10 protein-coding genes are annotated in these 12231 nt (G+C 47.6%); 9 read left to right on the top strand and 1 reads right to left on the bottom strand.

Annotation, left to right across the window (positions count from 1 at the left end):
• Window position 1: 1 nt before the first annotated feature.
• Entirely contained in the window at window positions 2-724 is a 723-nt protein-coding gene (gene ubiG, locus BM099_RS02980; RefSeq protein ID WP_090724260.1) for a bifunctional 2-polyprenyl-6-hydroxyphenol methylase/3-demethylubiquinol 3-O-methyltransferase UbiG, read from the bottom strand.
• 210 nt (window positions 725-934) lie between these two features.
• Between ubiG and gyrA the strand changes: the two genes are divergently transcribed.
• The 9 genes from gyrA to BM099_RS02935 all read left to right on the top strand — a co-directional run.
• Window positions 935-3643 carry a DNA gyrase subunit A gene (gyrA, locus tag BM099_RS02975; RefSeq protein ID WP_090724258.1) on the top strand — a complete coding sequence of 903 codons (2709 nt, stop codon included), beginning with the start codon at window positions 935-937 and terminating at the stop codon, window positions 3641-3643.
• Window positions 3644-3702: 59 nt separating this feature from the next.
• Entirely contained in the window at window positions 3703-4794 is a 1092-nt protein-coding gene (gene serC, locus BM099_RS02970; protein ID WP_090724255.1) for a 3-phosphoserine/phosphohydroxythreonine transaminase, read from the top strand.
• A gap of 28 nt (window positions 4795-4822) precedes the next feature.
• Entirely contained in the window at window positions 4823-5920 is a 1098-nt protein-coding gene (gene pheA / locus BM099_RS02965) for a prephenate dehydratase (protein WP_090724252.1), read from the top strand.
• Between the two features lie 72 nt (window positions 5921-5992).
• Window positions 5993-8197, top strand: a complete 2205-nt coding sequence (locus BM099_RS02960) for a bifunctional prephenate dehydrogenase/3-phosphoshikimate 1-carboxyvinyltransferase (RefSeq protein WP_090725224.1) — start codon at window positions 5993-5995, stop codon at window positions 8195-8197.
• Window positions 8197-8886 carry a (d)CMP kinase gene (gene cmk / locus BM099_RS02955; RefSeq protein WP_090724249.1) on the top strand — a complete coding sequence of 230 codons (690 nt, stop codon included), beginning with the start codon at window positions 8197-8199 and terminating at the stop codon, window positions 8884-8886. The genes BM099_RS02960 and cmk overlap by 1 nt, the downstream gene beginning before the upstream one ends.
• Window positions 8887-9002: 116 nt before the next feature.
• Window positions 9003-10487: a 30S ribosomal protein S1 gene (rpsA, locus tag BM099_RS02950; RefSeq protein ID WP_090725221.1), complete on the top strand. Its 1485-nt coding sequence runs from the start codon at window positions 9003-9005 to the stop codon at window positions 10485-10487.
• A gap of 81 nt (window positions 10488-10568) precedes the next feature.
• Window positions 10569-10865, top strand: coding sequence for an integration host factor subunit beta (locus tag BM099_RS02945; protein WP_090724247.1), 297 nt, complete (start codon window positions 10569-10571; stop codon window positions 10863-10865).
• 81 nt (window positions 10866-10946) lie between these two features.
• Window positions 10947-11189: a LapA family protein gene (locus BM099_RS02940; protein ID WP_232348850.1), complete on the top strand. Its 243-nt coding sequence runs from the start codon at window positions 10947-10949 to the stop codon at window positions 11187-11189.
• Window position 11190: 1 nt separating this feature from the next.
• A partial coding sequence (locus BM099_RS02935) for a tetratricopeptide repeat protein (protein ID WP_090724241.1) occupies window positions 11191-12231 on the top strand: 1041 nt, incomplete at its 3' end.

Below are 12231 nucleotides of genomic sequence, written 5' to 3'. Positions count from 1 at the left end.
TTTATAACCCGGAGCGTGTCGTCGCGATCATAAAATTAACATCGACATCATTGGGGTCGAGTCGGTACTGCTTGGTGAAAGGGTTATACGTCAGGCCGGTAATGTCGTTGGTCTGTAGTTTGGCCTGTCGAACCCAACTGGCCAGTTCTGAAGGGCGGATGAACTTTTTAAAGTCGTGCGTGCCTTGCGGAACGAGCTTGAGCAGGTGCTCGGCGCCGAGGATAGCGAACAGGTAGCTTTTCGGGTTGCGGTTCAATGTAGAAAAAAACACATGACCACCGGGTTTAACCATCTTGGCACAGGCTTTTATGATGGATGATGGATCCGGCACATGCTCGAGCATCTCCATACAAGTGACGACATCAAATGTATCAGGGTGAGCCTCGGCCATCTCTTCTGCCGTGATTTGTTGGTAATTGACCGAAACGCCGCTTTCCAGGCCATGTAGTTTGGCGATTTTCAGTGGCGCGGCGCCCATATCTATGCCAGACACCTCAGCGCCGCGTAATGCCATCGATTCAGACAGAATCCCACCGCCGCAGCCAACATCCAGTACTTTTTTTCCGGCGAGCGATGCGATGCGGTCGATATAACCCACGCGTAACGGGTTAATATCATGCAAAGGTTTGAATTCGCTGTTTTTATCCCACCAGTGGCTCGCCATCTCTTCAAACTTGGCGATTTCGGAAGGGTCAACGTTTGCTGAAAATGTATGATCTGTCATAAGAAACGGTATCTGAATTGTAATTCGATTAAAACTATTCTAACACTGGCTATCGCGGTTAAACAGTCAGTGCAACATATTCATTTTGCGGCAATCTTTTTAAAATCTTGTGGTATACTCGTCCGGTTAAAAACGGGGCCCGTTTTTGAGGGCTTGTTCGATTAAGAACGAATCAAGATTAGCAGACCGAATCAAGGAAAGCTGAAACACATGGGTGATTTAACCAAAGAAATATTGCCGGTAAATATCGAAGATGAGATGAAACAGTCTTATCTCGATTATGCCATGAGTGTTATTGTCGGCCGGGCACTGCCTGACGTCCGTGATGGCTTAAAACCGGTGCATCGTCGCGTCCTATTTGCGATGAGCGAACTGAGCAATGACTGGAACAAACCCTATAAAAAATCAGCCCGTGTGGTGGGTGACGTTATAGGTAAGTACCACCCTCATGGTGACAGTGCTGTATACGACACGATCGTTCGTATGGCTCAGGACTTTTCCATGCGCTATACGCTGGTGGATGGTCAGGGGAACTTCGGTTCGGTTGATGGCGATTCTGCAGCTGCAATGCGATATACCGAAATTCGCATGGACAAGATTGCTCATGAGCTATTGGCTGATTTAGATAAAGAAACCGTCGATTTCGTACCTAACTATGACGGCACCGAATTTATTCCGGAAGTCATGCCTTCGCGTGTACCCAATCTATTAGTTAACGGTTCATCCGGTATTGCCGTGGGTATGGCGACTAATATCCCGCCGCATAACCTGCGTGAAGTTGTCAGTGGTTGTCTTGCATTAATAGAAAACCCTGAGCTCGATGTCGATGGGCTGATGAACTATATTCCTGGCCCGGACTTTCCTACGGGTGCCATCATTAATGGCCGTGCGGGTATTCTCGAAGCGTATCGTACCGGACGCGGTCGTATTTATATCCGCTCCAAATATCATGTCGAAGAAAACAGTAAAGGCCGTACCGCCATTATTGTTACCGAGATACCTTATCAGCTGAACAAAGCGCGTTTGATAGAAAAAATTGCCGAGCTGGTAAAAGAGAAAAAACTGGAAGGCATCAGTGAGTTACGTGACGAATCCGACAAGGATGGTATGCGTATTTATATCGAACTGAAGCGTGGCGAAATGCCTGAAGTCATTGCCAATAACCTGTTTGCTCAAACACAAATGGAAGGTGTGTTTGGTATTAACGTGGTGGCACTGGTGGATGGTCAGCCAAGAATACTGAATCTCAAAGAACTGCTTGAGAACTTTATTCGTCATCGCCGTGAAGTCGTTACCCGTCGAACAGTTTACCTGCTGCGCAAGGCACGCGAACGTGGCCATGTGCTGGAAGGTCTGGCGATTGCACTGGCTAACATCGATGAAGTGATCCAATTAATCAAGCAGTCACCTACGCCTGCAGAAGCCAAAGAGCGTTTATCTGCAACAGCATGGGAGCCGGGTTCGGTTGTCGACATGTTGGAGCGTGCGGGTGAAAACGCATGTCGGCCGGATGATCTTGATCCTCAGTATGGAATGCGTGACGGTAAATACTACCTGTCACCTGTCCAGGCTCAGGCAATTCTTGATCTGCGTTTGCATCGTTTGACCGGTCTTGAGCATGAAAAACTGATCAACGAATATCAGGAACTGTTGGTTAGGATCGCTGAATTACTCGAAATTCTTGCTTCTCATACTCGCTTGATGGAAGTCATCCGTGAAGAGCTTGAAGCGATTGTGGCTGAGTATGGTGATGAACGCCGTACCGAGATTATCGCTTCCCGACGTGACTTAACGGTTGCAGATTTGATCACTGAAGAAGATATGGTGGTCACTATTTCTCATGGCGGTTATGCGAAAACACAACCGTTAACGGACTATCAGTCGCAGCGTCGTGGCGGTAAAGGTAAGTCAGTTACGGCTGTTAAAGATGAAGATTTTGTTGAGCATCTGCTGATTGCCAGTACGCACGCGACGATTTTGTGCTTTACCAATAAAGGCAAAGTCTACTGGTTAAAAGTATATGAAATACCGCAAGCCAGCCGTGCAGCACGCGGTCGTCCGATCGTCAATATTCTGCCGCTGGATGAAGGTGAACGTATTTCTACCATCTTACCCGTCAATGAATACAGTGAAGATCGCTTTGTCTTTATGGCGACGGCCAGTGGAACCGTTAAGAAAACGTCTTTAGTTAACTTTTCTCGCCCACGCTCTTCAGGTCTGATTGCGGTTGATCTGCTGGATGATGATGCCTTGATTGGTGCCGCTATTACCGAAGGTGATAATGACATTCTGTTGGTGACCGATGCCGGTAAAGTAGCGCGTTTCCACGAAGCTGACGTGCGTGCTATGGGTCGAACCGCCCGTGGTGTTCGCGGTGTGAAAATGAAGGGCGCAACACGGGTTATCTCTCTGATTATTCCACAGGAGGGCGGTAAGGTGCTGACGGCTTCAATACGCGGTTTTGGTAAACAAACCGCCGTAGAAGACTTCCCTTGTAAAGGCCGTGGTAACCAGGGCGTTATCGGTATGCAGTGCACTGATCGTAATGGTGTGTTGGCCGGCGCAGTACAGGTCTTTGAAGGCGACGATGTGATGCTGATCAGTGATCAGGGCACTATGGTGCGTACGCGAACTTCAGAAATTTCAGTACTGGGTCGTAACACGCAGGGTGTCATGCTGATTCGTGTGGCCGGTGGTGAAAATCTGGTGAGCCTGGCACGTATCGAAGAACCTGAAGTCATTGATGCCGAGAGTGATGAAGCCGCTGATATCGCTGATGATATAAAAGGTGCAGAGGGTGTTGAGGATGTTGGATCTAATGTAGCTGCGGATGTGGATACAGATGCTGATATAGAAGAGCCAACAGATTCAGATGAAGATCAGGACGAGTTGCCTGATAATACGCCTGAAGCCGAGTAAGTTAAGTGCGGCGAAAGCCGCGCTTTTTATTGTGTCTGAGTGAACATTAAGAGAACGAGATGATTCGTAAGTTGAATTTCAGTGCTGGGCCGGCAGCCCTTCCCGAAGAGGTTTTGAAACAAGCACAGGAAGAGATGCTCGATTGGCATGGCCATGGGCTTTCCATAATGGAAATGAGCCATCGCAGTAAAGAGTATGTTTCTGTTGCAGAGCAGGCTGAACAGGATCTTCGCGATCTGATGCAGGTGCCGGATAACTACAAAATACTGTTTCTGCAAGGCGGTGCGACCAGCCAGTTTTCGATGATTCCAATGAATCTTTTGCGCGACAAAAAAACCGCAGATTATATCAATACCGGCGTCTGGTCTAAAAAGGCCATTGAAGAAGCGAGCCGCTATTGCAATGTAAATATTGCCGCAACGACGCAGCATAATAATTTTACATCGGCGCCGTCCCAGGATCAGCTTCAGCTTAATCCTGAGGCTGCTTATGTGCATTACACGCCGAATGAAACCATTGGTGGTGTTGAGTTTGACTATATTCCGCAAACAGGTGATGTGCCTTTAGTCGCGGATATGTCTTCTACTATCTTGTCTCGCCCGATCGACGTGTCTCGTTTTGCTTTAATCTATGCCGGCGCGCAGAAAAATATCGGGCCTGCGGGACTAACCGTAGTGATCGTCCGTGAAGACCTGTTAGGCCAGACGCTGCCAGGTACGCCGACTATGTTTGACTATGCGGTGCATGCCGCTGCTGATTCGATGAATAATACTCCGCCTACTTATGGCTGGTATCTTGCCGGATTGATCTTTCAATGGTTGAAACGTCAGGGTGGCGTTGAAGGTATGCAGGCGATCAACCAGCGTAAAGCAGAAAAGCTTTATCAGGCGATTGATCAGAGTACTTTTTATGCGAACCCGGTTGCGATCGCTAACCGCTCCTGGATGAATGTGCCTTTTACATTAGCCGATGCCGCTTTGGATAAGCTTTTTATTGAAGAGTCCGAACAGGCTGGGTTACTTAATCTAAAAGGGCATCGTTCTGTGGGTGGTATGCGTGCCAGTATATACAATGCTGTGCCTGAAACGGCCGTTGATTCATTAATTGAATTTATGCAGCATTTTGAACGTAAGCATGTTGAGAATAAGTAAGGCTAATCAGCGAAAATAGGATCTTTGCATGACTGAACAGGAACAGGCGCTCAAAGTACTGCGCGACCAGATTGATTCAATCGATAAGCAAATTCATCTTCTGCTGAACCAGCGTGCTAGCTGTGCACAACGGGTAGCGGAAGTTAAACAGCAGTTTCAAGGAGAAGAAATTGCTGTTTTCTACCGGCCTGAGCGTGAAGCGCAGGTGCTTAAGCGAGTCATGGAGCGCAACGAAGGCCCGCTGGCAGATAAAGAAGTGGCGCGCTTGTTTCGTGAAATCATGTCAGTGTGTCTGGCGCTTGAAAAACCGATGCGCGTGGCATTTCTCGGGCCTGAGGGAACCTTTACTCAGCAGGCTGCACTGAAACATTTTGGCCACTCTGCTGAAAGCGCCCCGATGAATTCACTCGATCAGGTGTTTCGCGAAGTTGAAGCCGGCGCGGCACATTATGGTGTGGTGCCGATTGAGAACTCCTCTGAAGGGATGGCAACGCATACACTGGATCTGTTCAAACGCTTTAATTTGCGTATCTGTGGTGAGTTGGAGTTGAAAATCCATCATCACTTGCTGGTCCAGGAGAAGACAGATTCTGCATCGATTCGCCGCATATATGCCCACCAGGAATCCTTTGCGCAGTGCCATAGCTGGTTAGATGCTCACTATCCGCATGCCGAGCATATAACCGTCAGCTCTAATGCCGAAGGTGCCCGACTGGCGTCGAAAGAGGTTGGCACGGCGGCGATCGCCGGTGATATGGCGATGTCGTTATATCAGCTAGAGGTGCTGGAACGTAACATCGAAGATCAGCCAGACAACACTACACGGTTTTTAATCATTGGCGATCAGGACGTTGGCGCCAGCGGCGATGATAAAACATCAATACTGATGAGTGCGCATGATAAACCGGGTGTGCTTTATTCCCTGTTAGAACCGTTTCATCGTCATGGTATCAGTCTGACACGTATAGAAACCCGTCCAGCCGGGCAGGGTGGCTGGAGCTATATGTTTTATATAGACTTTGAAGGGCACGTCGATGATCCTAAAGTGCAAAAAGTACTATCAGAACTTGAATCCGGTTCGGTAGAGCTAAAATTGTTGGGGTCTTACCCTAAAGCGGTATTATAAGAATTATAAAGTGCTTATGAAGTCAATTATGCGTGTAGAGAGTCTGCAGCGGAGTACGACGCTGTGAGTTTTATGGTCAATCGAGTATTAATTATTGGTCTGGGTCTGATCGGTGGATCCTTGGCTAAAGCACTGAAGAAGAAAAAATTTGCCAAGATTGTTGCCGGTTATGACCGTAACCCTGACGATCTTCAGCAAGGACTTGATCTGGGTATTATCGATGAAGGCTTTAGTGATTTAGCTGAAGTTGTCGCTACGGCAGATATTGTTGTGCTGGCGGTGCCTGTTAAAGCCACTGAAAACGTCCTTGCTGCGATAAAGCCTTACCTAAGCCCTGCGACAGTTATCACTGATGTGGGCAGTACCAAAGCGAACGTCATCCTGGCGGCGCAAACGGTGTTTGGCACTGTGCCTGACAAATTCATCCCCGGACACCCGATTGCCGGTTCTGAAAAAAGTGGTGTTGCCGCCGCGGATGAAAACCTCTTCGCCAAGCATAAAATCATACTCACGCCGCTGCCTGAATCCGATGAAAGTGCCACCCGTCTTATCGCGAGAATGTGGCAAAGTACCGGTGCAGAAGTGTTGCAGATGGGGGTTGAGCGACACGATGAAGTGTTGGCGGCCACCAGTCATCTGCCGCATATTCTTGCTTTTTCACTCGTCGATACCCTGGCTAAAGAGCAGGATAGTAGAGAAATATTCCGCTACGCGGCCGGTGGATTTCGCGATTTCACGCGTATTGCGGCATCAGACCCGACGATGTGGCACGACGTCTGTGTTGCCAATAAGCAAGAAATTCTTAATCAGATAGACAACTTTACGGATGGTCTGGCGACCTTGCGGCAAGCGATTGTTGCCAGTGACAGCCAATCGATGCTCGGTATTTTTACACGCGCTAAATCTGCCCGGGAGCATTTTAGTAAAATGCTCACAGGGACAGCGTATTCACAAAACTCTCATAAATCTCAGGTAACCTTTCATGTTCATTCGGCGGCTCCATTACTGGGACGCATTCGTGTGCCGGGTGATAAGTCGATATCACATCGTGCTGTCATGTTGGGGGCTTTAGCCGAGGGAATTACCCATATCAGCGGCTTTCTTGAAAGTGAAGATAGCCTGGCGACTGTGCAGGCGTTTCGTGATATGGGCGTCGTCATCGAAGGGCCTCATCAGGGCAGAGTTAAAATATATGGTGTTGGATTGCAGGGTTTGTATCCGCCACCAGGCCCGCTGTATCTGGGGAACTCAGGCACATCGTTACGTTTATTGAGTGGTTTATTGGCGGCGCAGGCCTTTGATTCGCAGCTATTGGGCGATAATTCACTGTCAAAGCGTCCAATGGAAAGAGTCGCGGAACCTTTACGCAAAATGGGTGCCTCTATTCAGACTTCTGAGGGAGGCGGTGCGCCGGTGGTTATTCAGGGTGGGCAGCAGTTATCCGCTATTGAATACCAAATGCCGGTGGCGAGTGCTCAGGTTAAATCGTGTTTGTTACTGGCAGGGCTTTATGCAACGGGGCAAACGCGTATTCAGCAGCCAGCAATCACGCGGGATCATACTGAGCGAATGTTACAAAATTTTGGCGTGCAGCTAACCATTGAGGACGATGCCGTTACGATTGCATCAGGACAGGTGTTAAAAGCAACCAGCATTGAGATTCCTGCTGATATATCCTCGGCGGCATTTTTTATAGTGGCAGCCGCCATAAATCCAGGGTCAGATCTGGTGATTGAGCAGGTTGGCGTTAACCCAAGCCGCTCAGGTGTATTAAAGATATTAGGCTTGATGGGAGCTGATCTGACCCTTGAAAATCCGGGCATGTTAAGTGGTGAGCCGGTGGCCGATATTCATGTGCGTTACGCACCCTTAAGAGGTATTACGATTCCTGATGAGTTGGTGTCGGTTGCTATTGATGAATTCCCCGTCATCTTTGTTGCCGCTGCGGCTGCTCAGGGCGTGACCTGTTTGAGTGGAGTGAGCGAGTTAAGGTATAAGGAGAGTGATCGTATTGAAGCGATGCAAGAAGGGCTGCTTAGAATGGGAATAGATGTCACCGTCAAAGGAGATAATATCCTGATTTGTGGTGGTGTATTACAAGGAGCTAAAGTCAGTAGTTATGATGATCATCGAATAGCAATGGCGTTTGCTGTTGCTGGAACCATTGCCAATAGTGAAGTAGTGATAGAAGCCTGCAGTCATGTAGCAACCTCTTTTCCAGAGTTTGTTGATGTTGCTCAAAAAGCAGGAATCCGTATTAATAAGGAGGAGACGTGATGTCTCAAGTTAACACCCGTGTACCTGTTATTACAGTGGACGGACCGAGTGGTTCTGGTAAGGGAACTGTATGCAGGTTATTGGCAGACAATCTGGGTTGGAGGCTGTTGGATAGTGGTGCGCTGTATCGCTTGACAGCGCTTGCCGCAAGTCACCATGGTGTTTCTATCAAAGATGAAGAGGCGTTGGTAGTACTGGCGGCTCATTTAGATGTGCAATTTACCTCGCGTGACGATGTTGTTCAGATAATCCTCGAAGGCGAAGAAGTTACACAGGCTATACGGAGTGAGTCGGTAGGTAATGATGCCTCTGTGATTGCCGCCATAGCGTCCGTCAGAATGGCCTTACTTGAGCGCCAACGTGCCTTTGCCGAGTTACCGGGTTTGATCGCCGATGGGCGTGATATGGGCACTGTTGTGTTTCCGCATGCCACATTAAAAGTTTATTTAGATGCAAGTGCTGAAGAAAGAGCAAGTAGACGATATAACCAGTTGATAAATAAGGGGCTCAGTGCTAGCCTTGAGGTAATATTGAAAGACTTGCAAGAGCGTGACGCGCGTGATAAGAACAGAAGTGTAGCGCCGTTAAAACCTGCGAGTGATGCGATGGTCCTGGATTCGACCAGTATGACTATCGAAGAGGTACTGGGCGCTATTCTTGAGGAAGTCCGTCATAAAGGATTGCGTTAAAGGATTGCGTTACAGGGCTGTGGTAAAGAGTTTAATAACGATTGGCTGATAACAGGCAGCGCCAGCTGTACTATAAAACAGCTGTACTATAAAAGAGCTGCGAGGGTAATGAGATGATGGGCGAGAGTTTTGCTGATCTCTTCGAAGAGAGTCTGCAGGGATTGAACATGGCACCGGGTTCTATTGTGACCGGTACCGTGATGGCGATTGAGAATGACTTTGTAGTTGTTAATGCAGGACTCAAATCGGAAGGCGTCATTCCACGGGCAGAATTTGAAGATGACAAGGGTGAGTTGACCGTTGCCATCGGAGATGAAGTCAGAGTGGCGTTGGAAAGTGTCGAAGATGGCTATGGCTCAACGAAACTCTCGCGTGAGAAGGCGAAGCAAGCTGAAGTATGGGAAGTACTTGAGCAAGCCTTTGAAAAAGATGAAACCATCACCGGTGCGATTACCGGTAAAGTGCGTGGTGGTTTTACCGTGACGGTTGGTAGTGTCGAAGCCTTCCTGCCAGGGTCATTGTTAGATATTCGCCCGCTGCGTGATAGTACCCACCTGGAAGGTAAGGAACTCGAATTCAAGCTGGTTAAGCTGGACTTCAAGCGTAACAACATTGTGGTATCCCGCCGCGCCGTACTCGAAGAGCTGAACAGCGCGGATCGTGAAAAACTGATTGAAACGTTAGCCGAAGGCATTGTGCTGAAAGGTATCGTGAAAAATCTGACAGATTACGGGGCGTTCATCGATTTGGGCGGTGTGGACGGCTTGCTGCACATCACTGATATTGGCTGGAAGCGTGTTAAGCATCCAAGCGAAGTGCTGACCGTCGGTGATGAGATCGATGTCAAAGTGCTTAAGTATGATCCGGAGCGCACGCGCGTTTCATTAGGCATGAAGCAGTTGCTGGCCGATCCGTGGGAAGAGATGGTCGCTAAACTGAAGGTTGGCGAAAAGACCAGCGCTCGTGTGACTAATTTAACCGAGTACGGCTGTTTTGCTCAGATAGCAGAGGGCATAGAAGGTCTTATCCATGTTTCTGAAATGGATTGGGCGAATAAGAATATTCATCCTTCAAAAGTTGTTCATGTCGGTCAGGAAATCGAAGTGATGATTCTGGCAATTGATAAAGAACGACGTCGTATCTCGTTGGGTATGAAGCAGTGTCAGCAGAATCCGTGGGATGCATTTGCAGAAAAGTATAAAAAAGATGACAAGGTGACAGGAAAAATTAAATCCATCACTGATTTTGGTATTTTTATAGGCCTGGATGGAAATATTGATGGCCTGATACATCTATCAGACTTGTCTTGGGATATACCGGGTGAAGAGGCCGTTAAGCAATACCATAAGGGCGATGAAATTGAAGCCGTCATATTATCGATTGATATCGAGCGTTCGCGTATTGCGTTGAGTATTAAACAGCTGCAGGCTGACCCTTCACCTAAGCAAAAAGAATCACACAAAGAGCCGCACAAAGGGGCGCAGAAAGAGCTACCCAAAGATGAATCAGCAAAACCAGTGCCACCTAAAGGTGCTGATGTTGCAGGGCCGACCACGATTGGTGATCTGATAAAACAACAGATGAATAAAAATAAATCCTGATCCCTGAGGCGCCATGCGGCGTCTTTTTCGTTCACAGGGAGAACGGGAAAAAATAGTGTCTGACCCAGTGGAGGGAGTATAATGACAAAATCAGAATTGATAGAGCACCTGATTGATCGGCATCCTGAACTTTCTGTAAAGGATGTTGAACTGGCAGTGAAAGCGATGCTTGATCATATGACTGAATCATTGGCAAATGGTGACCGTATCGAAATTCGAGGTTTTGGTAGTTTCTCCCTTCATTTTCGAGCTCCACGTATAGGCCGCAACCCGAAAACGGGTGATTCTGTTTCGTTAACGGCTAAATATGTTCCCCATTTCAAGCCGGGTAAAGAGTTACGCGAACAGGTAAATGAAAGTATTGAGCAGTATCAGTAAGGTATTGGAGGGTAAATTGTGCGTTTCTTAAAGTTGATAATAGTATTCTTACTGTCAGTAGTTATTCTGGTCGTGGGCATTATGTTTACGATACATAACACTGAAAAAGTATCGATTGATTTGGTTTTTATAACATTGCCTGAAGCGAGCTTGTCACTGTGGCTGATCGCCGCCTTTGTATTGGGTGGCTTGCTGGGCTTCATGCTCAGTACTGTCGCGGTGGTTGCATTAAAAGCGCGCTTGATGGGTAGTCAGCGTAAGATAAATGCAACATCAAAAGAACTTGATCAGTTGAGGACGGCATCGCTTAAAGACGCTGCTTAGAATGCTCGATATCTGGTATATAATTCCGTTAGTTGTCGCGATTTTTATCGGATGGTTACTTGGTCGAATCAGTTTAAGCCGGGATCAGGTAACCGCATCAAGTGGTGCGTTAGGTCAGGACTATTTTATTGGTCTTGACCACCTGCTGAATGAAAAAACAGATGAGGCTATTGATAGCTTCATCAGAGCATTAGAAGTTAATAGTGAAACTATTCCGGCACACTTAGCGTTAGCAAAGCTGTTCCGGCGTAAAGGTGATGTGCAACGCGCCATCAATATTCATCAAAATCTACTCGCCCGCCCTGATCTGTCAAGACAGGATTCTTTACGGATTCAGATGGCACTGGCATTGGATTATGATGCGGTGGGTTTGCTGGATCGCACCGAAAACCTCCTTAAAGATATCGTTCAACAAAATCCCCCCCGCGAAACCAGACGTAAAGCATTGACCGTGCTGACCAAGCTCTATGAAAAAGAGCAGGAGTGGGATGAGGCATTAGCAACGGCACAGCAACTCAACCCTGATGAGATAAAAACTATTCGGCATGAATGCGCACATTACTACTGTGAGCTCGCTGAAAACAGTGTGAATAAAAAACTCTATAAAGAAGCGACGGAATATATAAAGCAAGGGCTGCAACTCGATCCTCAGTCGGTGCGGGCGTCATTTCTTCAGGCGCGCATCGCCATGGGACAACAGCAATGGAAAACAGCCATCCAATCATTACGTAATGTAGAAAAACAAGATGTGAGCTTTGTGTCTGAAACGATTCCGATGCTCAAACGCTGTTACACTGTGTTGAATAATAGACCCGAATATGAGTTTTACTTACGGCATTGTTTGTCATACGCGCCTTCAGCCACGGTTATTCTGGCACTGGCAGACGTGGTCAAAGAGGATCGGGGTGTGTATGCCGCCGGAGCATTTATCACCGATGAGCTAAAGCATCGTCCTTCGATAAAAGGTTTTAACCGTTTAATTGCCATGCATATTGAGCATGGTAGTGAAAACGCCAGAGATAGTTTGAAAACGCTACGTAGC

Origin of the sequence: Neptunomonas qingdaonensis, from assembly GCF_900113275.1 — a bacterium.
GTDB lineage: Bacteria > Pseudomonadota > Gammaproteobacteria > Pseudomonadales > Balneatricaceae > Neptunomonas > Neptunomonas qingdaonensis.
The sequence above is the reverse complement of the archived record's forward strand: the minus strand, read 5'-3'. Positions and strand labels throughout refer to the sequence as shown.

What these genes read in the sequence shown, in the direction of transcription:
- BM099_RS02940 (WP_232348850.1), top strand. Translation starts at nt 10,947, where the DNA reads ATGTTTACGATACATAACACTGAAAAAGTATCGATTGATTTGGTTTTT.
- gyrA (WP_090724258.1), top strand. Translation starts at nt 935, where the DNA reads ATGGGTGATTTAACCAAAGAAATATTGCCGGTAAATATCGAAGATGAG.
- cmk (WP_090724249.1), top strand. Translation starts at nt 8,197, where the DNA reads ATGTCTCAAGTTAACACCCGTGTACCTGTTATTACAGTGGACGGACCG.
- ubiG (WP_090724260.1), bottom strand. Translation starts at nt 724, where the DNA reads ATGACAGATCATACATTTTCAGCAAACGTTGACCCTTCCGAAATCGCC.
- serC (WP_090724255.1), top strand. Translation starts at nt 3,703, where the DNA reads ATGATTCGTAAGTTGAATTTCAGTGCTGGGCCGGCAGCCCTTCCCGAA.
- BM099_RS02960 (WP_090725224.1), top strand. Translation starts at nt 5,993, where the DNA reads ATGGTCAATCGAGTATTAATTATTGGTCTGGGTCTGATCGGTGGATCC.
- pheA (WP_090724252.1), top strand. Translation starts at nt 4,823, where the DNA reads ATGACTGAACAGGAACAGGCGCTCAAAGTACTGCGCGACCAGATTGAT.
- BM099_RS02945 (WP_090724247.1), top strand. Translation starts at nt 10,569, where the DNA reads ATGACAAAATCAGAATTGATAGAGCACCTGATTGATCGGCATCCTGAA.
- rpsA (WP_090725221.1), top strand. Translation starts at nt 9,003, where the DNA reads ATGGGCGAGAGTTTTGCTGATCTCTTCGAAGAGAGTCTGCAGGGATTG.